17 protein-coding genes and 2 pseudogenes are annotated in these 22,883 nt (G+C 55.9%); 13 read left to right on the plus strand and 6 right to left on the minus strand.

Annotated elements, in window-relative coordinates; genetic code table 11:
- Positions 1 to 9: 9 nt before the first annotated feature.
- The 4 genes from F9C28_RS10000 (at position 10) to F9C28_RS10015 (ending at position 3,298) form a co-directional block, all read left to right on the plus strand.
- Positions 10 to 1,242: a winged helix-turn-helix domain-containing protein gene (locus F9C28_RS10000; RefSeq protein WP_199015067.1), complete on the plus strand. Its 1,233-nt coding sequence runs from the start codon at positions 10 to 12 to the stop codon at positions 1,240 to 1,242.
- A 38-nt stretch (positions 1,243 to 1,280) separates the two neighbouring features.
- Positions 1,281 to 1,463, plus strand: coding sequence for a protein YcaR (gene ycaR, locus F9C28_RS10005; RefSeq protein ID WP_199015068.1), 183 nt, complete (start codon positions 1,281 to 1,283; stop codon positions 1,461 to 1,463).
- Positions 1,460 to 2,206 (plus strand): 3-deoxy-manno-octulosonate cytidylyltransferase, encoded by a 747-nt coding sequence (kdsB, locus tag F9C28_RS10010; RefSeq protein ID WP_199015069.1) that lies wholly within the window; start codon positions 1,460 to 1,462, stop codon positions 2,204 to 2,206. Before ycaR ends, kdsB begins: the two co-directional genes overlap by 4 nt.
- A 198-nt stretch (positions 2,207 to 2,404) precedes the next feature.
- Positions 2,405 to 3,298 (plus strand): YcbJ family phosphotransferase, encoded by an 894-nt coding sequence (locus tag F9C28_RS10015; RefSeq protein WP_199015070.1) that lies wholly within the window; start codon positions 2,405 to 2,407, stop codon positions 3,296 to 3,298.
- Here F9C28_RS10015 and elyC read toward each other — a convergent pair.
- Positions 3,278 to 4,057 (minus strand): annotated as a pseudogene (gene elyC, locus F9C28_RS10020) (envelope biogenesis factor ElyC). The gene F9C28_RS10015 and the pseudogene elyC overlap by 21 nt on opposite strands.
- A 133-nt stretch (positions 4,058 to 4,190) precedes the next feature.
- On the opposite strand from elyC, the gene cmoM reads away from it, so the two are divergent.
- The 8 genes and pseudogenes from cmoM to F9C28_RS10060 all read left to right on the plus strand — a co-directional run bounded on the left by cmoM (position 4,191) and on the right by F9C28_RS10060 (position 14,728).
- Positions 4,191 to 4,970: a tRNA uridine 5-oxyacetic acid(34) methyltransferase CmoM gene (cmoM, locus tag F9C28_RS10025; protein WP_199015071.1), complete on the plus strand. Its 780-nt coding sequence runs from the start codon at positions 4,191 to 4,193 to the stop codon at positions 4,968 to 4,970.
- Positions 4,971 to 4,973: 3 nt separating this feature from the next.
- Positions 4,974 to 6,296, plus strand: a complete 1,323-nt coding sequence (gene mukF, locus F9C28_RS10030) for a chromosome partition protein MukF (protein ID WP_199015072.1) — start codon at positions 4,974 to 4,976, stop codon at positions 6,294 to 6,296.
- Positions 6,277 to 6,987 carry a chromosome partition protein MukE gene (gene mukE, locus F9C28_RS10035; RefSeq protein ID WP_199015073.1) on the plus strand — a complete coding sequence of 237 codons (711 nt, stop codon included), beginning with the start codon at positions 6,277 to 6,279 and terminating at the stop codon, positions 6,985 to 6,987. The genes mukF and mukE overlap by 20 nt, the downstream gene beginning before the upstream one ends.
- Entirely contained in the window at positions 6,984 to 11,432 is a 4,449-nt protein-coding gene (gene mukB, locus F9C28_RS10040; protein WP_199015074.1) for a chromosome partition protein MukB, read from the plus strand. Before mukE ends, mukB begins: the two co-directional genes overlap by 4 nt.
- A 544-nt stretch (positions 11,433 to 11,976) precedes the next feature.
- Positions 11,977 to 13,245, plus strand: a pseudogene (gene ldtD / locus F9C28_RS10045) (L,D-transpeptidase); the annotation flags it as partial.
- A 49-nt stretch (positions 13,246 to 13,294) separates the two neighbouring features.
- A complete protein-coding gene (locus F9C28_RS10050) occupies positions 13,295 to 13,453 on the plus strand; it encodes a hypothetical protein (protein WP_199015076.1) in 159 nt (52 codons plus the stop codon).
- Positions 13,454 to 13,476: 23 nt separating this feature from the next.
- Entirely contained in the window at positions 13,477 to 14,025 is a 549-nt protein-coding gene (locus tag F9C28_RS10055) for a DUF882 domain-containing protein (protein ID WP_199015077.1), read from the plus strand.
- Positions 14,026 to 14,083: 58 nt separating this feature from the next.
- Complete coding sequence (locus tag F9C28_RS10060; protein WP_199015078.1) at positions 14,084 to 14,728, plus strand: MBL fold metallo-hydrolase; 645 nt, start codon at positions 14,084 to 14,086, stop codon at positions 14,726 to 14,728.
- A 98-nt stretch (positions 14,729 to 14,826) separates the two neighbouring features.
- On the opposite strand, the gene F9C28_RS10065 is transcribed toward F9C28_RS10060, so the two are convergent.
- A complete protein-coding gene (locus F9C28_RS10065) occupies positions 14,827 to 16,020 on the minus strand; it encodes an amino acid aminotransferase (protein ID WP_199015079.1) in 1,194 nt (397 codons plus the stop codon).
- Between the two features lie 182 nt (positions 16,021 to 16,202).
- Positions 16,203 to 17,114 (minus strand): LysR substrate-binding domain-containing protein, encoded by a 912-nt coding sequence (locus tag F9C28_RS10070; RefSeq protein WP_233149015.1) that lies wholly within the window; start codon positions 17,112 to 17,114, stop codon positions 16,203 to 16,205.
- A 142-nt stretch (positions 17,115 to 17,256) separates the two neighbouring features.
- Between F9C28_RS10070 and F9C28_RS10075 the strand changes: the two genes are divergently transcribed.
- The gene (locus F9C28_RS10075; RefSeq protein WP_199015080.1) at positions 17,257 to 18,039 is read left to right on the plus strand and encodes an SDR family NAD(P)-dependent oxidoreductase; all 783 of its coding nucleotides are present in this window, start codon (positions 17,257 to 17,259) and stop codon (positions 18,037 to 18,039) included.
- 68 nt (positions 18,040 to 18,107) lie between these two features.
- Here the strand turns inward: F9C28_RS10075 and F9C28_RS10080 are convergent, their stop codons facing one another.
- The 3 genes from F9C28_RS10080 to pncB all read right to left on the minus strand — a co-directional run bounded on the left by F9C28_RS10080 (position 18,108) and on the right by pncB (position 22,698).
- Positions 18,108 to 19,205, minus strand: a complete 1,098-nt coding sequence (locus F9C28_RS10080; RefSeq protein ID WP_269846425.1) for a porin — start codon at positions 19,203 to 19,205, stop codon at positions 18,108 to 18,110.
- 721 nt (positions 19,206 to 19,926) lie between these two features.
- Complete coding sequence (gene asnS, locus F9C28_RS10085; protein WP_199015081.1) at positions 19,927 to 21,327, minus strand: asparagine--tRNA ligase; 1,401 nt, start codon at positions 21,325 to 21,327, stop codon at positions 19,927 to 19,929.
- A gap of 168 nt (positions 21,328 to 21,495) precedes the next feature.
- Complete coding sequence (gene pncB, locus F9C28_RS10090) at positions 21,496 to 22,698, minus strand: nicotinate phosphoribosyltransferase (RefSeq protein ID WP_199015082.1); 1,203 nt, start codon at positions 22,696 to 22,698, stop codon at positions 21,496 to 21,498.
- Positions 22,699 to 22,883 lie beyond the last annotated feature (185 nt).

Here is a 22,883-nt window from a genome sequence, read left to right on the forward strand (position 1 = left end):
GGATGCGTGATGCCGCCTATTGCTCTCTCCCTTCGTCAGGCCCGCCGGCTACAGCTGTCCGCCCTGGGCCTGCTGCGCAAACCGCGCCGTCATCCTCGTCCTGCTGACCTGCTCAGCGCCATTGAACAAATGTCCCTGTTGCAGATAGACACCATCAATATTGTTGCCCGTAGCCCTTACCTGGTGCTGTTCAGCCGGCTGGGATCGTACCCGGCAACATGGCTTGATGATGCGCTGGCCACCGGACAACTGTTCGAATACTGGGCCCATGAAGCCTGTTTCCTGCCGCGCCAGGATTTTGCCCTGGTGCGCCACCGGATGCTGGACCCACAGGGAATGGGCTGGAAATACCATCACGACTGGATGACCGCACACCAGCAAGAGATAGGTGCGCTACTGGCGCAGATTGAGCGCCACGGCCCGGTGCGATCCGCAGATTTCTCCCACACCGGGAAGGGCAGCAGCGGCTGGTGGGAGTGGAAGCCCCATAAGCGCCACCTGGAAGGGCTGTTTACCCGCGGCGACGTGATGGTTGCCCGGCGGCACAATTTTCAGCGGGTCTACGATCTCACCCGGCGGATCATGCCGGAATGGGACGATGCCCGGGATCTTATCCCCCGTGAACAGGCGGAGGCCCGGATGCTGGAGAACAGCGCCCGTAGCCTGGGTATTTTTCGCCCGGAATGGCTGGCGGACTATTACCGCTTACGCAATGTCGATCTGAAACCGCTGCTCACGGCCTGGCTGGACAGCGGCAGCATCATCCCGGTGGAGGTGGAGCAACTGGGCACGATGTACTTGCACCAGCAACAGTTGCCGGCACTGACGGCAGCCCTGGATGGAAAATTGCCCGCCACCCATACCACCGTACTGTCGCCGTTTGATCCGCTAGTGTGGGATAGGCGGCGGGCTGGGCAATTATTTGATTTTAGTTACCGGCTGGAGTGTTATACCCCGGCGCATTTACGGCGTTACGGCTATTTTGTGTTACCGCTGCTGTACCGGGATGCACTGGTGGGGCGAATGGACAGCAAAATGCACCGTAAAGCCGAGTGTTTTGAGGTTATCAACCTCTACCTGGAAACAGAGACCCGTATAACCGCGGGGCTGATCAACGGCATACGTACGGCCATCACCGATTTTGCCCGCTGGCAGGGGGCGGTGCAGATCCGCCTTAGCGAATTGCCCCCGGCGCTGGCCGCTCTGAGTGCGCTGGAGTGGGAAATCCCGCTGGTACCGTGATATTCTCGTCGCTATTGTTCGATCCGTCAGGAGGAGTTATGGATCATCGTTTGTTAGAAATCGTCGCCTGCCCGGTATGTAACGGCAAGCTCTACTTCAACCAGGATAAACAAGAACTGATTTGTAAGTTTGACGCGCTGGCCTTTCCGTTGCGGGATGGGATCCCGGTGCTGCTGGAGCACGAGGCGCGCTCACTGACTGCGGAAGAGAGTAAACCATGAGTTTTGTCGTCATTATTCCTGCCCGCTACGCCTCTACCCGGCTGCCCGGTAAACCATTAAAAGACATCAATGGTAAGCCGATGATTGTTCACGTGCTGGAGCGTGCCCGTGAATCCGGGGCGGAGCGTGTCATTGTGGCCACTGACCACCCGGATGTGGCCCGGGCCGTAGAAGCCGCCGGTGGTGAAGTCTGCATTACCCGGGCGGATCATCAGTCCGGCACTGAGCGCCTGGCGGAAGTGGTCGAAAAATACCAGTTCAGCGACGATACCCTGATAGTGAATGTTCAGGGCGATGAGCCGATGATCCCGCCGGTGATTATTCGCCAGGTGGCAGACAACCTCGCCCGGGTTGATGCCGGTATGGCGACCCTGGCAGTGCCGATTAGCGAACCGGAAGAAGCCTTCAACCCCAATGCCGTAAAAGTGGTGCGTGACGCGCAGGGCTTTGCGCTCTATTTCTCCCGGGCGACCATTCCCTGGGATCGCGACCGTTTTGCCCAGACCCGGGACACCATTGGTGACTCTCTGCTGCGCCATATCGGCATTTATGGCTACCGGGCGGGCTTTATCCGCCGTTATGTGAGCTGGGCGCCGGGCCCGCTGGAGCAGATTGAAATGCTCGAACAGCTGCGCGTGCTGTGGTATGGCGAGAAAATTCACGTGGATGTGGCCAAAGCGACGCCTACCGTTGGGGTTGATACACCTGACGATCTGGCGCGGGTCCGCCAGGCGATGGCCTGATTTTTCCGTTAATCCCGTGCAACCGCCGGAGATGCAGCGCCCCATATGGCTGGCGATGTGTCCCCGGCGGTTTTTTTATTCTCATTGTGCGGCGCCGGGCGGAATGAGGATTAATTGCCGGGAACTTGATCTGACCGGATGACAGTTGCCCTGAGTATGCTCATGATGGCGGGTAGCGTGTTCGTGAGGGTGAAAACAATGGAACAACTGCGCAATGAACTGAGCCACTTACTGGGTGAGCGCCTGAGCCGCCTGGAATGTGTGAGTGAGAAACTCGACTCTACGCTGTGGTCGCTGTATGACAGCAACGGAAATGCACTGCCCCTGCTAGCCAAAAGCTTTGTCACCCGGGGAGAGGCGGCCCAAATGGCCAGCAAGATGTCGATGCTGGCCCGGGCGGGCACCCTGCGTTTGCCCACCATCTACGGGGTGATAACCCATGACAATACCCCCGGCCCGGATGTGCTGCTGATGGAGCGCCTGCGGGGTGTTTCTGTGGAAGCGCCAACCCGCACCCCGGCCCGCTGGGCGCAACTGAAAGACCAGATCGTTGAAGGGCTACTGGCCTGGCACCGTATCGACAGTGCGGGCTGTGTGGGAATGGTGGACAGCACCCAGGATAACGTCTGGCCTAACTGGTATCGCCAGCGGGTGGAGACCTTATGGAGCACCCTGACCCAGTTTCGCAATACCGGCCTGACGATGCAGGATAAAGGGATTTTATTTCGCAGCCGGGAATACCTGCCGCAATTATTCGCCGGCTTTAATGATAACTGCGTGATGGTGCACGGTAATTTTAATTTGCGCAGTATGCTAAAAGATGCCCGCAGCGATCAGCTGGTGGCGGTGGTGAACCCCGGTCCGGTGCTGTGGGCCCCCCGGGAATTTGAACTGTTCCGGTTATACGAAGAAGGGCCAGACAGCGAGTTGTTCTGGCACTATCAACAGCGGGCGCCGGTGAGTGAGTCGTTTTTGTCCCGGCGCTGGCTGTATGTCATGTGGCGTGAAGTGGCCCAACTGGTGCAACACGGGCGCTTTGACCGCCCGGCATTCGACCGGGCCGCCAGTGAGTTACTGCCCTGGCTGGGCTGATACGCCATTCACCCGCTGCCAGATCCGGCCCAGGGTTTCATACACCACCCGATCACTGTGGGTCAGCCACAGGGGGGAGGGCAAGGCCCTTTCCCAGGGGTTAAGCGGGGAGTCAATAGCCAGCTGGTTGGCCGGGGCCGGGATCGGGTTAAGACCGGCGTGGTGGAAGAAGATCATCGCCCGGGGCAGATGCGACGCTGAGGTCACCAGCAGGAAGGGGGCATTACCGATGGTTTTTGCCACGGCGGCGGCCTCCTGGCCGGTATCTCTCGGGCTGTCGAGGGTGATGATGCTGTCCCGCGGAACCCCGAGGCTGACGGCAACCCGGGCACCGGCTTCGGCGGTGCTGACCGGGTTAGTCTTTGCCGCCGCACCGGTGAAGATCATCGTTGATCCGGGGTTCTCTCGCCACAGCCGGACCCCTTCCGTGACCCGGGCGAGGCTGTTATTCACCAGATTTGAACTGGGGGCTCATTGCGGATTCCAGGTATAGCCACCACCGAGGACTACCACCCAGGCGACCCGGGTTTTACCGGGCTGCCAGGTAGGGTAGTGATTTTCGATGGGGCGCAGCAGGCCATCGGCGACTGGTTGCAGGCTTAACAGCAGCAATGTGAGCCAGCTTGCTGTTAATAATATTTTTCCGGTTTTTTGCCAGCGGGTAAACCACAGCAACACAATGGCCAGCCCGATTACCAGCAAAAGAAAAGGCAGCGGCAGTAATAAACCGCCGATAGCTTTTTTCAGGGTAAAAAGCATCAGTGATGGTTCCTTTTTTGACCATATAGCAGAGAAACAGCGGGGATATTACACCCTGAGGGTTCATTATCCTTGCGCATGTGACAAAATAGCGCTTTTGCCAGTCGGCTACCTGAGTTTCGGAGTTGTAGCAATGCAGGATCGCAATTTTGACGATATTGCCGAGAAGTTCGCGCGCAATATTTATGGCACGACCAAAGGCACGTTGCGCCAGGCGATCCTGTGGCAGGATTTGGATCGCTTATTTGACGCGCTACCGCAGCGCCCTTTACGGGTGCTGGATGCCGGGGGCGGGGAAGGGCAAACCGCGTGTCGGGTTGCCGAACGTCACCACCAGGTTACCCTGTGTGACCTTTCCCAGGAGATGCTGTCGCGTGCGCAGCAGGCGGCCCGGGAAAAAGGTGTGATCGACAATATGCATTTTATACATTGTGCGGCGCAGGACATCGGGCAACATTTGGAAAGCCCGGTGGATCTGATATTGTTTCACGCGGTACTGGAATGGGTCGCCGATCCCCAGGCGGTACTGGCGCACCTGTGGCAATGCCTGGCCCCGGGTGGCGCGCTGTCACTGATGTTTTACAATGCCAATGGTTTGCTGATGCACAACATGGTGGCCGGTAATTTTGGCTATGTTGAGCAAGGCATGCCGAAGCGCAAAAAGCGTACGCTCTCCCCGGACCACCCGCTGGATCCCCAGCAGGTTTATCAATGGCTGGCCGACATTGGCTGGCAGATAACCGGCAAGACCGGGGTGCGGGTTTTCCATGATTACCTGCGGGAGAAACACCAACAGCAGGAATGTTTTGACAGCCTGCTGGCGCTGGAGACCCGTTACTGCCGACAGGAGCCTTGGATAAGCCTTGGCCGTTATATTCATGTCACCGCCATCAAGCCGGAGAACCAAGGATAAACTATGAGTGATTTTTCCCAGACGGTGCCTGAACTGGTTACCTGGGCCAGGGAAAATGATTTTTCAATTGCGCTGCCCACCGATCGGCTGGCGTTTTTACTGGCTATTGCCACACTGAATGGCGAGCGGCTAGACGGTGAAATGAGCGAAGGCGAACTCAAAGATGCATTTCGCTACGTCAGTGAAGCCTTTGAGCAAACGAATGAAACAATGACCGCGCGCGCCAATAACGCCATCAACGATATGGTGCGCCAGCGTTTGCTCAACCGCTTTACCAGTGAGATTACCGAAGGTAACTCTATCTACCGTCTGACCCCGCTGGGGATCGGTATTACCGATTACTATATTCGCCAGCGTGAGTTTTCAACACTGCGTCTGTCGATGCAGTTATCTATTGTGGCGGGCGAACTTAAGCGCGCGGCGAACGCGGCGGATGAAGACGGGGATGACCTGCACTGGCACCGCAATGTGTTTGCCCCGCTGAAATATTCCGTGGCGGAGATTTTCGACAGTATCGATATGACCCAGCGCATCATGGATGAGCAGCAACAGGCAGTAAAAGACGATATTGCCGGGCTGTTGAATAAGGACTGGCGGGCGGCGATTACCAGCTGTGAAGTGCTGCTTTCCGAGACGTCCGGTACCCTGCGTGAATTGCAAGATACCCTGGAGGCGGCGGGGGATAAGCTCCAGGCTAACTTATTGCGTATTCAGGATGCGATCCTTGGGCGCAGCGGGCTGGAGTCGATAGAGCGGCTGGTTTTTGATCTGCAAAACAAGCTGGATCGTATTATCAGTTGGGGCCAGCAGGCCATTGACCTGTGGATCGGTTACGATCGCCATGTGCATAAATTTATCCGTACCGCGATTGATATGGATAAAAACCGGGTCTTTGCCCAGCGCTTACGTCAGTCGATTCAGAACTACTTCGACGCGCCCTGGGCGCTAACCTATGCCAGCGCCGATCGTCTGCTGGACATGCGTGATGAAGAGATGACACTGCGTGACGACGAAGTGACCGGCGAATTGCCTGCGGATCTGGAGTTCGAAGAGTTTAACGAACTTCGTGAGCAGCTTGCGGCGATGATCGAGTCCTCATTACAGGTTTATAAAGAGCAACAGAAGCCACTGGATCTGGGATCGGTCATGCGCGCCTATCTGGCGCAATACCCCCGGGCCCGTCATTTCGATGTGGCGCGAATAGTGGTCGACCAGGCAGTGCTCCTGGGTGTGGCTGAAGCAGATTTTTCCGGACTGCCTGCTAAATGGCAGCCGATTAATGATTACGGAGCCAGGGTACAGGCGCATGTCATTGACAAATATTGAACAAGTGATGCCAGTTAAGCTGGCACAAGCGTTGGCGAATCCTTTATTTCCTGCGCTGGACAGCCAGCTGCGCGCTGGCCGTCATATTGGCCTGGATGAGCTTGATAATCATGCCTTTTTGATGGACTTCCAGGAGTACCTGGAAGAGTTTTATCACCGCTATAACGTGGAACTGGTGCGGGCGCCAGAAGGTTTCTTCTATTTGCGTCCCCGCTCCACGACCCTGATCCCCCGCTCGGTACTGTCTGAGCTGGACATGATGGTGGGCAAGATCCTGTGTTATCTGTACCTCAGCCCCGAGCGGCTGGCCAACGAGGGTATTTTTACCCAGCAAGAACTGTATGACGAGCTGACCACGCTGGCTGATGAAGCCAAACTGCTGCGGCTGGTGAATAACCGGTCTACCGGGTCTGACCTGGATCGCCAGAAGTTGCAGGAAAAAGTCCGCGCCTCATTAAGCCGCCTGCGCCGTTTGGGCATGGTGTGGTTTATGGGCCACGACAGTAGCAAATTTCGTATTACCGAGTCGGTGTTTCGCTTTGGTGCCGATGTTCGCAGTGGTGACGATCCGCGGGAAGCGCAGCTGCGCATGATCCGCGATGGCGAAGCCATGCCGGTGGAGAGCCACCTGCAGCTGCATGATGAGTCGGACGAACCTCTTCAGGACAAAGCGGAGGATGAAGAAGAATGATTGAACGCGGAAAATTTCGTTCACTGACCCTGGTGAACTGGAACGGCTTTTTTGCCCGAACCTTTGACCTTGATGAACTGGTGACCACCCTCTCCGGGGGGAACGGGGCGGGTAAATCCACGACCATGGCGGCGTTTGTTACCGCCCTGATCCCGGATTTAACCCTGCTGCACTTCCGTAACACCACCGAAGCCGGGGCGACCTCTGGCTCCCGGGATAAAGGCCTGCACGGGAAACTGAAAGCCGGGGTCTGTTACTCGGTGCTGGACGTGATTAACTCACGCCATCAGCGCGTGGTGGTTGGGGTCCGGCTGCAACAGATAGCCGGCCGTGACCGGAAAGTAGACATTAAGCCGTTTGCGATTCAGGGGCTGCCGACCGCTATCCAGCCGACACAACTGCTGACCGAGACCCTCAACGAACGCCAGGCCCGGGTGCTTACCCTCCAGGAACTGAAAGACAAAATTGACGGGATGGACGGGGTACAATTTAAACCGTTTAACTCCATCACCGAATACCACTCCCTGATGTTTGATCTGGGGATCGTTGCCCGTCGTCTGCGCTCTGCGGCAGATCGTAGTAAATACTATCGCCTGATTGAAGCGTCGCTGTACGGCGGGATCTCCAGCGCCATCACCCGCTCCCTGCGCGACTATTTGCTGCCGGAAAACGGCGGGGTGCGCAAAGCATTCCAGGATATGGAAGCCGCCCTGCGCGAAAACCGGCTCACCCTCGAAGCGATTCGGGTAACCCAGTCTGACCGTGACCTGTTCAAGCATTTGATCTCGGAAGCCACGAACTATGTGGCGGCGGATTATATGCGCCACGCCAACGAACGGCGCGTTCATCTTGATAAAGCGCTGGAATTTCGCCGCAGCCTGTTTAGCAACCGCAAACAGCTCTCTGCGGAGCAGTATAAACATGTGGATATGGCTCGGGAGCTCGGGGAGCACAGCGGTGCAGAAGGGGATCTGGAAGCGGATTATCAGGCCGCCAGCGACCACCTGAACCTGGTGCAGACCGCCCTGCGTCAGCAAGAGAAGATTGAGCGCTATGAGGCGGATCTGGAAGAGTTGCAGATTCGGCTGGAAGAGCAAAATGAAGTGGTGGCGGAAGCCGTCGAACAGCAGGAAGATAACGAATCCCGCGCTGAAGCCGCTGAACTGGAAGTGGATGAGCTGAAAAATCAGCTGGCCGACTACCAGCAAGCGCTGGATGTGCAGCAGACTCGCGCTATTCAGTACCAGCAGGCTTTACAGGCCCTGGAACGCGCCCGGGAACTGTGCCATCTGCCGGATCTCACCCCGGACAGTGCCGAAGAGTGGCTGGAAACCTTCCAGGCAAAAGAACAAGAAACCACCGGCAAAATGCTCGATCTCGAACAGAAGATGGGCATGATGCAGGCGGCACACAGCCAGTTCGAGCACGCCTGGCAACTGGTGGTGGCGATTAATGGCCCGGTTAGCCGTAGCGACGCCTGGCAGGTGGCCAGGGAGCTGTTACGCGATGGGGCAGAGCAACGCCACTACGCGGCGGAAGTGCCGGCATTGCGCGCCCGCCTCAGTGAACTGGAGCAGCGCCTGCGCGAACAGCAGGATGCCGAACAGTTACTGGCCGAGTTCTGCAAGCGTCAGGGTAAATCTTTCGATCCGCTCGATCTCGAGACGGTACAGCAGGAACTGGAAGCGCGCATCGAGTCACTGTCTGACTCAGTGGCCCAGGCCGGTGAACAGCGTATGGCGCTGCGCCAGGAACTGGAACAGGCCCAGTCAACGCTGAAAACCCTCACCCTGCGGGCCCCGGTCTGGCTGGCGGCCCAGAGCAGCCTGAACCAGCTTGCCGAGCAGACTGGCCAGAGTTTTACCTCCAGCCATGACGTGACCAGCTACCTGCAACAGCTGCTGGAACGCGAGCGTGAAGTCACCGTTGAACGTGACGAAGTAGGCGCCCGCAAACAGGCCGTGGACGAAGAAATTGAACGCCTGAGCCAGCCCGGCGGCGCAGAAGATCAGCGCCTGAATGCCCTGGCCGAACGCTTTGGCGGGGTGTTGCTGTCTGAAATCTATGATGATGTCAGCCTGGAAGATGCGCCTTACTTCTCCGCGCTGTATGGCCCGTCCCGCCACGCTATTGTGGTGCCGGACCTGAGCCAGGTGCGTGAACAGCTGTCTGGCCTGGAAGATTGCCCGGAAGATTTGTATCTCATCGAAGGTGACCCGCAGTCCTTTGATGACAGCGTTTTCGGGGTGGATGAGCTGGAAAAAGCGGTGGTGGTGAAGATAGCCGATCGCCAGTGGCGTTATTCCCGCTTCCCGGAAGTGCCGCTGTTTGGCCGTGCGGCCCGGGAAAACCGGATTGAAAACCTGCACGCTGAACGGGAAACCCTCAGCGAACGTTATGCGACGCTGTCGTTTGATGTTCAGAAAACCCAGCGTCTGCATCAGGCGTTCAGCCGCTTTATTGGCCAGCACCTGGCCGTGGCGTTTGAGGCCGATCCGGAAGCGGAAATTCGTATTCTGAGCGGCCGCCGTGGGGAACTGGAACGGGCGCTCTCCAGCCACGAAAACGACAACCAGCAGCAGAAGACGCATTTTGAACAGGCGAAAGAAGGCGTTGCCATGCTTAACCGCCTGCTGCCGCGGGTTAACCTGCTGCTGGACGATACCCTGCCGGACCGCTGCGAAGAGGTCCGCGATCGCCTGGCGGAAGCCCATGAGGCCGCCCAGTTTATTCAGCAATTCGGCAACCAACTGGCCAAACTGGAGCCTATCGTCTCTTATCTGCAGAGCGACCCGGAACAGTATGAACAGCTGAAAGCGGATTATGAATACGCCCAGACGCAACAGCGTGAATCCCGCCAGAAAGCGTTCTCGCTGACGGAAGTGGTGCAGCGCCGGGCGCACTTTAGCTATACCGATGCAGCAGATATGCTGGATGGCAACAGTGATCTGAATGAAAAATTGCGCCAGCGTCTGGAGCAGGCAGAAACTGAACGTAGCCGCGCCCGTGAGGCCCTGCGCACCCATGCTACCCAGTTGAGCCAGTATCATCAGGTGCTTGCGTCACTGAAAAGCTCCCACGACACCAAGAAAGAGCTGCTGGCTGAACTGTACACCGAGATGAAAGCCATCGGTATTCAGGTGGATAGCGAGTCAGAAGTCCGCGCCAGAGCCCGGCGTGATGAACTGCACGCCCGGCTGTCGACTAACCGCAGTCGCCGTAGTCAACTGGAGAAACAGCTGGCGATTTGCGAAGCAGAAATGGACAGTCTGACCCGCCAGTTGCGTCGCCTGGAGCGTGATTATCACGAAATCCGCGAGCATGTGGTGGTGGCCAAGGCGGGCTGGTGTGCGGTGATGCGCATGGTGAAAGACAATGGTGTGGAACGCCGTCTGAACCGCCGTGAGCTGGCGTATTTATCCGGTGACGAGCTGCGTTCAATGTCGGATAAAGCGCTGGGGGCTCTGCGTCTGGCGGTTGCCGATAACGAACATCTGCGCGATGTGCTGCGCGTGTCGGAAGATCCGAAACGCCCGGAACGTAAAATTCAGTTCTTTGTGGCGGTGTATCAGCATCTGCGTGAGCGTATTCGCCAGGATATTATTCGCACCGATGATCCGGTGGAAGCCATCGAACAGATGGAAATCGAGCTTAACCGCCTGACAGAAGAGCTGACCGCCCGCGAGAAGAAACTGGCTATCAGTTCGCGCAGTGCGGCGAATATTATTCGCAAAACTATCCAGCGTGAACAGAACCGTATCCGGGTACTCAACCAGGGGCTGCAAAGCGTCTCGTTCGGCCAGGTGAACAGCGTGCGTCTGAACGTGAATGTGCGGGAAGCCCACTCTACGTTACTGGATGTGCTGTCAGAAGAGCATGAACAGCATCAGGATCTGTTTAACAGCAACCGGCTGACCTTCTCTGAAGCGCTGGCCAAGCTGTACCAGCGCCTGAACCCGCATATTGATATGGGCCAGCGTACGCCGCAGACCATCGGTGAGGAGCTGCTGGATTACCGTAACTACCTGGAAATGGAAGTTGAGGTTAACCGCGGGACTGACGGCTGGTTACGTGCGGAAAGTGGCGCGCTCTCTACCGGGGAAGCTATCGGTACCGGGATGTCTATTCTGGTGATGGTGGTACAGAGCTGGGAAGAAGAGTCCCGCCGGTTACGGGGCAAGGATATCTCCCCGTGCCGTTTACTGTTCCTCGACGAAGCCGCCCGTCTGGATGCCCGCTCAATCAATACCCTGTTTGAGTTGTGTGAACGCCTCGAAATGCAGTTGATTATCGCGGCGCCGGAAAATATCAGCCCGGAAAAAGGTACCACCTATAAACTGGTGCGTAAGGTGCATCAAAACCACGAGCATGTGCATGTGGTTGGGTTACGCGGTTTCGGCGTTACCGATCCGCAGGAGCCTGCCGCGCCAGCAGACGCGTCGTAACGTCACGGCGATATCACTGAACTTACCCCATGTCTCTTTTGACATGGGGTTTTTTGTTGATGTCATTTAAATAATTCCCCCCATTAATGGCCATTTTTCAGAATAGGTTCATACGGATTTTCTTTATAGTAACAGGGCGAATTACACGACCTATAATGTTAATTAAGCAGCAAATTATTGTGAGCAAGTTGTCTGAATTAGGGGGCAAGGGAGGTTGCATATGAAACTGAACAGTCGCAGGATGTCCGCGCTGAGCATGTGTGTTGCACTGGGGCTCGCTCCGTTGTTCACCGCCCAGGCCGATGAGCCTGAAATTATCCCATCTGATAGCTCTGCGGTGGTTGCCGCGGCACCTACCGATGTCAATGAGTCACTGCCGATGTCACCCGCGATGGCGGGACTGCTGGGCCGGGCGCCGGTGAGTGCGCCAGTTACCAGTGGTACGGTAACCAGCACCAGCGGCAGCACCACGGCTAGCGGAAGCGGTAGTCTGGTCACGCCGGTGGCACCACCGACCGGGTTAACGGTACAGCAAGGGCGCGATCGTCTGCAGGCTCTGCTGCCTGCGGGTTATACGCCGGTCTATTTTAATGCGCTGGCGGCCCTCTATGGCGCCCGTAATATGAGCCCGATGTGGAGTGATAGCGAAGCGGTGCGGCGTTTTCAGCTGCAACTTGCCGAAACGGCGATTGCCGGTTTTCAGCCACAATTTGCCACCTGGGTAAAATTACTGACTGATTCGTCAGTCACCGGAATGAGCCGTGACGTGGTGCTGTCTGATGCGATGCTGGGGTATCTCGATTACGTCAGTAACGTTAGCCGCCAGGGAAGCCACTGGCTGTACAGTACCAGCCCATACACTATGGAGCTGCCGGCCCTGTCGGTGATTAACCAGTGGCAGCTGGCTATCGATCGCCGCAGTGAGGCGAATTTTGCCACCTCACTGGCGCCCCAGAACCCTCAGTACCACCAAATGCGCGCGACGCTGCTGCATCTGATGGGGGATTCCCGTCAGAGCTCGCAACAGCGCGCGGCGCTGGTGGCGCTGAATATTCAGCGTCTGCGTCTGTTACCGGACAATCTTTCTACCGGGATCATGGTAAATATTCCTGACTTCTCGCTGAAGTATTATCTCAACGGTAATCAAATGCTGGCGTCACGGGTTATTGTCGGGCGGCCGGATCGTAAAACCCCGCTGATGAGCAGCGCCCTGAGTAACGTGGTGCTTAACCCGCCGTGGAACGTACCGCCGACGCTGGCCCGCAAAGATTTGCTGCCCAAAGTGCGTAAGGATCCCGGCTATCTGGATCGCCACGGGTTCACCATGATGCGCGGTTGGGGGAGTTCTGAGCCGATTAACCCGCGCCAGGTGAACTGGTCCGGGATCACAGAAACCAATCTGCCGTATCGCTTCCAGCAGAAACCGGGGCCCACCAACTCCCTGGGGCGTTATAAATTTAATATGCCCAGCTCTGATGCTATCTATTTGCACGATACCCCGAATCACAACCTGTTCCAGAAAGATGTGCGGGCGCTGAGTTCCGGGTGTGTGCGGGTCAATAAAGCGTCCGAATTGGCGAATATGTTATTGCAGGATGTTGGCTGGAACGATGCACGCATCTCTGATGCCATGAAAGCGGGTAATACCCGTTATGTGAATGTGCGTAATCATATTCCGGTGAATCTCTATTATTTAACGGCATTTGTCGGTGATGACGGGCAGACGCAATTTCGTACAGATATTTACAATTATGATTCCGTTGCGCGATCTGGCGCACAAATCCTGCCAAAAGCAGAACAGTTGATTAGGTAAGTTAAGCAATTTAAACAATTTTGCGGTCGTAATACTGGACTGGCGCGGTGTGAAAGTGTTTCACAAGCCGCGCCAGCGCTGGAGCGGCATCTTGACGCGTGCTTTTTTGACGTTTAATGTGCCGAATGTGCGCCAGAAGTGCATTTATTCACAAATCCAGCCTGTGCCCGGCGAAGGTGCGGTGCTGGTTGTGGAATATTACGATTAATAACTTACCTGTAGACTAACATCATGGACAAATTTGACACTAACCGCCGCAGGTTGCTGGCGTTAGGTGGCGTTGCTCTGGGAGCGGCAATGTTACCGACGCAAGCGTTTGCGACACTATCCACACCGCGTCCGCGTATTCTGACGCTGAATAATCTCCACACCGGAGAGACTATCAAAGCCGAGTTTTTTAACGGTAATGGATATAATCCTGAAGAACTCAGTCGGTTAGATCATTTCTTCCGCGATTACCGCGCTAATCGTATTAAATCTATTGATCCCGGTCTGTTTGATCAGCTCTACCGTTTGCAGGGCCTGCTGGGCACCACCAAACCGGTGCAGTTGATCTCTGGCTATCGCTCACTTGACACCAATGCGGAGTTGCGTTCCCGTAGCCGCGGGGTGGCAAAAAACAGTTACCATACCAAAGGTCAGGCAATGGATTTCCATATTGAAGGCATTGCGCTGAATAATATTCGCAGAGCGGCGTTATCCATGGGCGCAGGTGGTGTAGGATACTACCCACGCAGTAACTTTGTGCATATTGATACCGGGCCGACCAGGCACTGGTAGGGACCTGTCTTTGGGACGGGTATGAATAATATCCGGCCCAGGCCGGTAATGGAGCGTTATGAACTATCATATTATTCCGGTAACGGCTTTTGCCCAGAACTGTTCGTTGATCTGGTGTGAGGGCTCCCAACAGGCCGCGCTGGTGGACCCAGGTGGTGATGCAGATAGAATCAAACAAGCAGTAGCGGCGAAAGGCGTTACGGTTTGCCAGATCCTGTTGACCCACGGCCATCTCGACCATGTTGGGGCCGCTGCTGAACTCGCCGCACACTACGGTGTGCCGGTGATCGGCCCGGAAAAAGAAGATCAGTTCTGGCTTCAGGGGTTACCGGCCCAGAGCCAAATGTTCGGGCTGGAAAACTGCTTGCCGCTGACGCCGGATCGCTGGCTGAGCGAGGGGGACCAAATCCCTCTGGGGGATGTGACTTTACAGGTGTTGCATTGCCCCGGGCATACTCCCGGCCACGTGGTGTTCTTTGAGCCCCAGTCGGCGCTGTTGATCTCCGGCGACGTGTTGTTTAAAGGCGGGGTTGGCCGCAGTGATTTCCCGCGCGGCGATCACGGCCAGTTAATTGCGTCGATTAAAGAGAAGTTGTTACCGCTGGGCGATGACGTTACCTTTATTCCGGGGCACGGTCCGCTGTCCACCCTGGGGGAAGAGCGCCGTACTAACCCGTTCCTGCAGGACGAGATGCCGCTGTAATGTGTGTCCTGCCTGGCAGGCGCAGCATATAAACGTATAAAAAAGGCCGCAATCGCGGCCTTTTCTCTTGGTAGGGTGAGGAGTAATGGGGCGGGGGATTATTCAATCACCGCCACAATGGCTTCGCACAGGGCGGACATATTGTCCGGCGTCATCCCGGCAACGTTGATGCGGCCAGAAGCAACAGCGTAGATCCCAAACTCTTCGCGCAGGCGCAGTACCTGCTCTTTGGTCAGACCGCTGAAAGAGAACATCCCGTTCTGGCGAGTGATAAAACTGAAATCGCGGCTGGCGCCTTTTTCCTGCAGGGTATTAACGAACAGCAGACGCATACGCTGGATACGTTCGCGCATACCGGTCAGTTCCTGCTCCCACAGGTTGCGCAGGGCGTCATTACTTAAAATGGTCGCCACCACCGAGGCACCGTGAGCCGGAGGGTTAGAGTAGTTGGCGCGGATGCAGGCTTTCATCTGGCTGAAGGCGCGATCGGCGGTATCGCTGTCCGCTGCAACCAGGGTGCAGGCCCCGACGCGTTCGTTATACAGGCCGAAATTTTTGGAGAAGGAGCTGGCGACGATCAGTTCCTGATGCAGGGCGGCAAAGGCGCGCAGGCCTTCGGCATCCTCTTCCAGACCGCGGGCAAAACCCTGGTAGGCAAAGTCAAACAGCGGCAGCCAGCCTTTTTCTTTGTTCAGGTTGGCCAGTTGTTGCCACTGCTCAAGGGTCGGATCAATACCGGTTGGGTTATGGCAGCAACCGTGAAACAGCACCACGTCCCCGGCCTGAGCCTGCTGAAGGCTGGAGAGCATCCCGTCGAAATCCAGGCTGTGGTTTTCGGCATCGTAATAGTGGTAATCACACACTTCCAGGCCTGCGGCGCCAAACACGCTTTTATGGTTCGGCCAGCTTGGGTTACTGACCCAAATGCGTTTGGCACTGGTATTTTTCGCCAGGAAGTCCGCCGCAACGCGTAACGCCCCTGTCCCGCCAGGGGTTTGGGCGGTCTTAGCGCGTTTCGCGTCAATAAGTTGGCTGCCTTTACCAAACAGTAATTCCTGCGTGCAGCGGCCAAATTCGGGAATACCATCAATACCGAGGTAATTTTTGGTGGTTTCATTTTCCAGCAAATATTGTTCGGCTTTCTTAACGCTGGTCAGCACCGGGGTCTTCCCGGTTTCATCTTTATAGACACCAATACCAAGGTTGATTTTGGACGTTCGCTGGTCGGCGCGGAACAGATCGGCCAGACCAAGGATCGGATCTGCAGGGGCGGCGGTGATGTTTTCAAACATGTTGAGGTTCCATTTTCAGAAAGGGAAATCTCCTCCAGATTAACGGCGGATTTACAAAATGCCAATCGTTTACCGACAAAATGCTGCGCCGCTCGAAAACTTGCTGTGCGCTGGCAAATATTCCCGCGATAAATCGCGCGCTAAAGCAGCATTCCCGCCGATCTTGACGGAATAACGGGGGGCTAGGCGGTTTTTATAAACTCAATAAATGCCCGCAGCGGTGGCGGTACCAGTTTGCGACCGGAGTAATAGAGCCAGGGGCCGGGGAAGCGCTGCCACCAGGGTTCCAGAACGGGCTCCAGCGCACCGCTGGCGATGTGTGGCTGGAGCCACTCTTCAAACAGGTAGATTACCCCCAGCCCGCTAATCGCGGCCTCTACGGCCATGTCTGTTGCGCTACCGGCGCTGTAAATAATCGGCCCGCTGGGGACCACAGTGACAATATCTTCCCCCTGCTGATAAACCCATTTCTCCAGGTTGCCCTTACTGAAACGCCCGGACAGGCAGGCGTGGGAACGCAGATCGTCAGGATGCTGCGGACGACCGTGGTGGTCAAGGTATGCCGGGGCCGCCGCCGTGGCGAACCGCTGCTCCCGGGGGCCAACCGGTATGGCTATCATGTCCTGCTCCAGCCACTCCCCGTAGCGGATCCCGGCATCACAACCGGCAGACAGCAGATCAACCACCTCACTTTGTGCGGTTACCTCCACGCGAATGTCCGGGTAGCGGGCGAGAAACCCTGGCAGGATCTGCGGTAACCACAGGCGGGCGGTGTTAACCGGGACATTCAGCCGCAACAGGCCGGCGGGGCTGTCGCGGCCGGCGAGGGTTAATTCCAGCGCCGCGTCGAGGGCGGCAATCGCCGGTTCAATACGCTCAAGAAGTAGCTTCCCTTGTTCGGTCAGGAGAACACTGCGCGTGGTGCGATGCAGGAGCCGGACCGCCAGGCGATTTTCAAGACGGCGCACCGCCGCACTTAGCCCGGACGGGCTGACCGCTAATTGCCTTGCCGCTTCCCGGAACCCTCCGGCGGCGGCAACCGTGGCAAACGCTTTTAAATCCCCCAGCTCATCGGTCGCTTTTTTTACCATCATGTTCTCTCCGTCAGTACCTTCGGGGGTATTGTGCATTTTAATGCACACCCCGTACACCGTCATCCGGATACTAAACGGCATGCTACCGGCGTAGCATGCCGTTTATTGCAACACCACAGCCGACAATATCAGGAGATATATTATGAGTTCATCTACACCATTAGCCCTTGTCACTGGCGCATCGTCTGGTATCGGGATGAGTTATGCACGCCGACTGCTGGCGGACGGCTACGATGTGATTGCGGTTGGCCGCCGTAAAGCGCGCCTGGAATCACTGGCCGCAGAATTTCCTCAACGGCGTGTACAGGTGGAAGTTGCGGATCTCAGCACCCTGGCTGGGGTTCAGGGGCTGGCGGAGATATGCCGCCGTGAACCGATTACGCTGCTGGTGAATAATGCCGGTGTGTCACATTACATGGGGTTCACACAGTTACCGGCGGAGCAGGCCTGTGAATTACTGCATGTAAAAGTGCTGGCGCCGACGCTGCTGGCCCATGCGGTATTGCCGGGTATGATAGCCAGCAAGCAGGGCACCATCGTTAATGTGGCCGGGATGCTGGCATTTGGGGCGACGGCGCCGCTTGGTCAGGCCCCGGGCCGGGCCACTTATGTGGCGTCGCTGAGCCATCTGGTGTCGCTGACCCTGGCGCTGCACGAAGAGTTTGCCCATACCGGGATGGCATTTCAGGTGCTCTGTCCCGGGGTGGTGGCCACCGAGTTTCATGAGCGCCAGGGCATGGATCTGAGCGCGTTCCCACGGATGTCCGCTGACGATGTGGTGACGGCGAGCCTCAATGCGCTGCGGTTACAAGAAGTGGTGTGTGCTCCCGGGGTTGAGGATAACCGGTTGCTGGATTGCGCATTACAGGCAAGTCTTGCGGCTTTCCAGGGCCAGTCCCCGGCGCTGGCTTCCCGCTACCGGTAATACCGGAGAGGGGAGAATAACAACGCCAGTCAGGGGCTGACTGGCGTTGTGTTCCGGTGATATGCGCCTTAGAACTGGTAAACCAGACCCAGCGCCAGCTGATCGTCGGTGCCCACCATGCCGCCAACGGTGCGGGTATAATCGGAGTTATCCAGCAGGTTGAAGCGGTAGTCCGCAAAGACGTTCATGTTTTTGTTGAAATAGTAAGTTGCGCCCAGCTCGATATATTTGGCCATATCCGCGCTGCCGCCGTCGAAATCATGCCCGTTGTCGCTGCGGGCCTCCAGCTTTTTGCCTCTGCTCTGTACATAGGACAGTGACGGACGTAAGCCGAAATCAAACTGATACTGGGCTATCGCTTCGAAGTTTTCCGTTTTATTGGCAAACTGATCGTCGTTTTCCAGGGTCAGATTACGGGTCTGGGCATAGACCGTGGCCAGATAGATGTTATTGGCGTCATATTTCAGGCCCACGGCCCAGGCTTCCGCGCGTTTACCTTTATTGTCATCTTTCTGTTGGCCAGTACGGGCCGAGTTACTGTACGAGCCAATAATGCCGAAGCCGTCAAAATCATAACCCAGTGAGTAACCGGCGCCATCGCCGTTAGAGGTTGCCGGGTTAGCGCGGTCGTTTTTCCCCTGATACTGGATCCCAAAGTGCAGCCCTTCCGCCAGCCCGAAGAAGTTGCTGTTGCGGTAGGTCAGCAGGCCGGTTGAACGCATGGTCATAAAGTTATCGACATGACCGCCGCCCCAGGTTTCCCCGGACCAGGAGGGGGCCATATCGGTAAAGGACTCGACGTCATAAACGATGCCGTAGTTACGGCCGTAGTCGAGGGAGCCGTAATCACCGGCGCTCAGGCCGGCGAAGGCCAGACGGGTTTTTTGGCTCTGGGCGCCTTCGGGTGTGCTGGCCATGGCGCGATATTCCCACTGACCATAACCGGTCAGCAGATCGTTAACCTGTGTTTCCCCTTTAAAACCAATCTGTGCGTAGGTGCTGTCAGAGTTGGTGGTATCACCACTGGTCGTGAAATCGTGTTCGGCGTTGATCTTGCCGTACAGATCCCGCTTATTGCCGTTTTTATTGAATATTTCTGCAGCGTTAGCTGTACCAGTAACCAGCAGGGCAGGAATCACCACCGCCAGGATGTTGCGCTTCATCATTATTGATTACCCTCATAGGTTTTATTATTGACACCTGCCACTGCCATCAATGGTTTGTTGTTAAAACATTGATAAAAGTTTGGTGTCTTGTTGTGTCTGTCAGGCATATTTCCATCCGGACTGCCGTTTCGCTAGCCTGAAAATGCTACAAATATCAATAAAAGATTACAAAAAGAAAAATAATGTAATTAAATATTTAATAATTTGTACTTTGTGAGATGCTTCAACTTTCATCACCGAACGGTAAAGTTAGCTAAATATCCATTTCAGGATATCTGTATTTCTTAGCAATTATTAATATAATGTTATTTTATTGTTAATTTATGCTTTCTTAAGTAACTATTTGTGCGTTAATCATTGAAATGAGCCACCGGACGGCGCGTGAATTGGCTTTTACCTGGCGTGTTTCTTGCTAACAAAAGTCAATCACCGGGCGGCGATATTTTTTGCAGATGATGGGTGAGACACATTCTGTAAAGAATAGATCTGGATTAATGATTGCAAATATGATTTAAGGCGCTAGCGCAGTATTGTGCGTTATTGGCATCTGCTATAGGCCAGTTATTACATAATGTAACGACAATGCCGGGAAGGGATAGCGGCATGGGAGGAGGCCGGGAGAGGCTAGCGCTACCGTGAAAAAGAATGGCTGGGGATATAAAACGAAAAAAGCCGGCCCAGGGCCGGCTTAATCAGTGATGGCGGACCATCAGTCAGCTGATCAGAAGGTCGCGCTGCGCGGTGTGCGCGGGAACGCAATAACGTCACGCACGTTCTGAACCCCGGTAACGTAAGCTATCAGGCGCTCAAAGCCGAGGCCGAAACCGGAATGCGGCACGGTGCCGTAACGGCGCAGATCGCGGTACCACCAGTAGTCCTCTTTATTGAGGCCCATTTCCGCCATCCGGGCGTCCAGCACGTCGAGGCGCTCTTCACGCTGGGAGCCACCAATGATTTCGCCAATCCCCGGTGCCAGTACGTCCATGGCGGCAACGGTTTTACCGTCATCGTTCATGCGCATGTAGAACGCTTTGATATCTTTCGGGTAGTTTTTCACTACCACTGGCGCGTTAAAGTGTTTTTCCGCCAGATAGCGTTCGTGTTCAGAGGCCAGATCAACACCCCAGTAAACCGGGTTTTCGAATTTTTCACCACATTTTTCCAGGATAGCCACCGCATCGGTGTAGTCCACCTGGGCAAAGTCGGTGCTGATGAATTTTTCCAGCCGGGTAACCGCGTCTTTATCGACACGCTCGGCAAAGAATTTCATATCGTCCGCGCGCTCTTCCAGTACCGCCTTAAAGACGTACTTCAGCATGGCTTCCGCCAGACGGGCGTTATCTTCCAGATCCGCAAAAGCCACTTCCGGCTCCAGCATCCAGAACTCGGCCAGATGGCGGCTGGTATTGGAGTTTTCAGCGCGGAAGGTCGGGCCAAAGGTATAGACTTTGGACAGCGCGCAGGCGTAGGTTTCCGCATTCAGCTGGCCGGAGACGGTCAGGAAAGACTCTTTGCCGAAGAAGTCCTGGTCAAAGTCCACTTTGCCCTGATCGTTACGCGGCAGGTTTTCCATATCCAGGGTGGATACGCGGAACATTTCCCCGGCACCTTCGGTGTCGGACGCGGTGATAAGCGGGGTAGATACCCAGAAGAACCCCTGCTCGTCAAAGAAACGGTGCAGTGCCTGCGCCAGGGTATGGCGTACCCGGGCCACTGCGCCAATCAGGTTAGTACGCGGGCGCAAATGGGCGACTTCGCGCAGATACTCGATGCTGTGGCGTTTAGCCGCCATCGGGTATGTATCCGGGTCTTCCACCCAGCCGGTCACTTCAACAGAAGATGCCTGAATTTCGAAAGCCTGGCCCTGGCCCTGAGAGGCGACGATTTTACCGGTAGCGATAACAGAGCAGCCGGTGGTCAGACGCAATATTTCCTGATTGTAATTGGGCAGAGAATTATTGACGACGACCTGTACAGGATCAAAGCAGGAACCGTCATAAACGGCGAGGAAGGAAAAGCCAGCTTTTGAATCTCTTCGTGTACGTACCCACCCGCGGACGGTGACTTCGCTGTCAACGGCAGTGCGGCCCTGGAGTACGTCGGCTACAGGCACAACGCTCATATTTTTCTCTCTATATAGTCCAATAACAATAAGTGCTCGTCCCGCGGATTGCGGGAACCGTCTATGTTACCTGGCACACGCCAGCAAACAAGCAGAATTCACCACCAGAACAAAGAAAAGCGCAGCGCGGGGGGAAATCACGGGGAGCCAAGTGGCCCCCCGGGGGAATTAACTGGCTTTTTTCACCAGTGGCAGGTCAAAGGCTTTGCGTAATGCCCGGACAAACGCTTTATCCTGGCAGATGGTTTTGCCTGGGCTGTCCGAGAGTTTGGCCACCGGTTTACCGTTACATTCCACCAGTTTAATTACGATATTCAGTGGCTTAACCGTTGGGATGTCGCAGGTGAGCCGGGTACCAATCCCAAAACCAAGATTGATGCGCGAGGCGAAATGGCGGTACAGATCGATGGCTTTGGGTAAATCCAGATTATCAGAGAAAATCAGCGTCTTGCTGAGCGGGTCAATGCCCAGCTTCTGATAGTGGACAATGGCTTTTTCACCCCATTGCACCGGGTCCCCGGAGTCGTGGCGCAGCCCCTGGTAGCGGGTGGCGAACACCTCGCCAAAGTCACGCAGGAAAACGTCCATGGTGATGCAATCTGTCAGGGCAATGCCCAGTTGATCCGGGTACTCGTCAAGCCACGCCTGGAGGGCCGCGCGCTGGCTATTTGCCAGTACCGGGCTGATTTGCTGATGGGCCTGGAACCACTCGTGTGCCTGGGTACCCATTGGGGTCAGATCGAGACGGCGGGCCAGATCGTAATTACTGGTGCCAATAAACCAGGGCTCTTGTTTCAGGCGTTCGACAATGGCGAACTGCACATCGCGGGAAAAACGCCGCCGGGTGCCGAAGTCCATCAAACGGAATTTGTCGAGGGAGATATCGGTGGTGATACGCCGGAAGTCCGCCAGTTTATGCTCCAGGTGAGCAAGCGCCATGTCCACGGTGACTTCCGGGGAACGATAGCGGTGCACGACCTCGCTAATGACGGCGAGCAGGGGAACTTCCCACATAATGACTTCCCGCCACGGACCGGTCAGCCGGATAGCCAGTTTGCCTTCTTTATTGCGGATAGAGACCTGGCTTGCGTCGTAGCGATAGTTTTTCAGCCACTGCAAATAGTCAGTTTCAAAAAACGGTAGCCCGCTGAGCCACTGGTGTTCATCTTCGCTTAAGGCCAGACCCTGCATGGCCTGCACTTGTTCACGGATGGCGCCGGCATACATACCCAGCATGTCATCACCACGGCAGCGGAACTCAGCCGCTACATTGACATCGTAATAACGGTGAAATACTGCCTGCTGCATATGAAGCTTATAAGCATCCGTATCCAGTAGCGAATGCAATATCGGGGAAGCGTGTTGTGTCATGGCGCGTTACAGCATCCTCATTACAGGAGCGTTTCCATCATGGCTTGGAATCAGATAAAGACGCAGGAGTATACCCTGATTATCCGTTTATTAAAGCAGGATCACAACATAAGCCTGAAGCCAGGTCGATAGCGAATTGTGCCAGCAAGCCGACAGTGCATGCAAACTATACATCCTGTAAAGAA

The organism is Shimwellia pseudoproteus (assembly GCF_016415625.1).
Lineage (GTDB): Bacteria > Pseudomonadota > Gammaproteobacteria > Enterobacterales > Enterobacteriaceae > Shimwellia > Shimwellia pseudoproteus.

What these genes read in the sequence shown, in the direction of transcription:
- F9C28_RS10075 (WP_199015080.1), top strand. Translation starts at nt 17,257, where the DNA reads ATGAGTTCATCTACACCATTAGCCCTTGTCACTGGCGCATCGTCTGGT.
- ycaR (WP_199015068.1), top strand. Translation starts at nt 1,281, where the DNA reads ATGGATCATCGTTTGTTAGAAATCGTCGCCTGCCCGGTATGTAACGGC.
- F9C28_RS10080 (WP_269846425.1), bottom strand. Translation starts at nt 19,205, where the DNA reads ATGATGAAGCGCAACATCCTGGCGGTGGTGATTCCTGCCCTGCTGGTT.
- mukE (WP_199015073.1), top strand. Translation starts at nt 6,277, where the DNA reads ATGTCATTGACAAATATTGAACAAGTGATGCCAGTTAAGCTGGCACAA.
- F9C28_RS10015 (WP_199015070.1), top strand. Translation starts at nt 2,405, where the DNA reads ATGGAACAACTGCGCAATGAACTGAGCCACTTACTGGGTGAGCGCCTG.
- pncB (WP_199015082.1), bottom strand. Translation starts at nt 22,698, where the DNA reads ATGACACAACACGCTTCCCCGATATTGCATTCGCTACTGGATACGGAT.
- F9C28_RS10000 (WP_199015067.1), top strand. Translation starts at nt 10, where the DNA reads ATGCCGCCTATTGCTCTCTCCCTTCGTCAGGCCCGCCGGCTACAGCTG.
- asnS (WP_199015081.1), bottom strand. Translation starts at nt 21,327, where the DNA reads ATGAGCGTTGTGCCTGTAGCCGACGTACTCCAGGGCCGCACTGCCGTT.
- F9C28_RS10060 (WP_199015078.1), top strand. Translation starts at nt 14,084, where the DNA reads ATGAACTATCATATTATTCCGGTAACGGCTTTTGCCCAGAACTGTTCG.
- cmoM (WP_199015071.1), top strand. Translation starts at nt 4,191, where the DNA reads ATGCAGGATCGCAATTTTGACGATATTGCCGAGAAGTTCGCGCGCAAT.
- F9C28_RS10065 (WP_199015079.1), bottom strand. Translation starts at nt 16,020, where the DNA reads ATGTTTGAAAACATCACCGCCGCCCCTGCAGATCCGATCCTTGGTCTG.
- F9C28_RS10055 (WP_199015077.1), top strand. Translation starts at nt 13,477, where the DNA reads ATGGACAAATTTGACACTAACCGCCGCAGGTTGCTGGCGTTAGGTGGC.
- kdsB (WP_199015069.1), top strand. Translation starts at nt 1,460, where the DNA reads ATGAGTTTTGTCGTCATTATTCCTGCCCGCTACGCCTCTACCCGGCTG.
- F9C28_RS10070 (WP_233149015.1), bottom strand. Translation starts at nt 17,114, where the DNA reads ATGATGGTAAAAAAAGCGACCGATGAGCTGGGGGATTTAAAAGCGTTT.
- mukB (WP_199015074.1), top strand. Translation starts at nt 6,984, where the DNA reads ATGATTGAACGCGGAAAATTTCGTTCACTGACCCTGGTGAACTGGAAC.
- mukF (WP_199015072.1), top strand. Translation starts at nt 4,974, where the DNA reads ATGAGTGATTTTTCCCAGACGGTGCCTGAACTGGTTACCTGGGCCAGG.